This window comes from Acidithiobacillus concretivorus, assembly GCF_018853445.1.
In the GTDB taxonomy this organism is placed as follows: Bacteria; Pseudomonadota; Gammaproteobacteria; order Acidithiobacillales; family Acidithiobacillaceae; genus Acidithiobacillus; species Acidithiobacillus concretivorus.
The window spans coordinates 1-253 of sequence record NZ_JABELD010000157.1; the positions used below are offsets into that span (position 1 = coordinate 1).

1 protein-coding gene is annotated in these 253 nt (G+C 56.1%); it reads right to left on the minus strand.

The window, feature by feature from the left end; all coding sequences use genetic code 11:
* The coding region (locus HJG40_RS15630) for an IS66 family transposase (protein ID WP_215864795.1) at positions 1-253 on the minus strand (253 nt) is incomplete at both ends.

The window sequence follows — 253 nt, forward strand, 5'->3', positions numbered from 1 at the left end:
CGCTGCTCCACGTCATAGAAGTGGCGCCGCACATGCGCCCAGCATCCGGCTTCTGTGACTTGCTCCTTGCGATAGAGGGCATCATACCCCCCATAGTCATCGGTCTGGAGGATCCCTTTCCAGTCGTCCAGGAAGTTTTGCGGATGAATGCCCTTGCGGTCTGGGGCATAATCAAAGACCACGATGGGATGTGGGGCATCTGCCTGACTGCGATACACCCAGAGATAGGCTTTGTCCGTTTTACCACTACCAG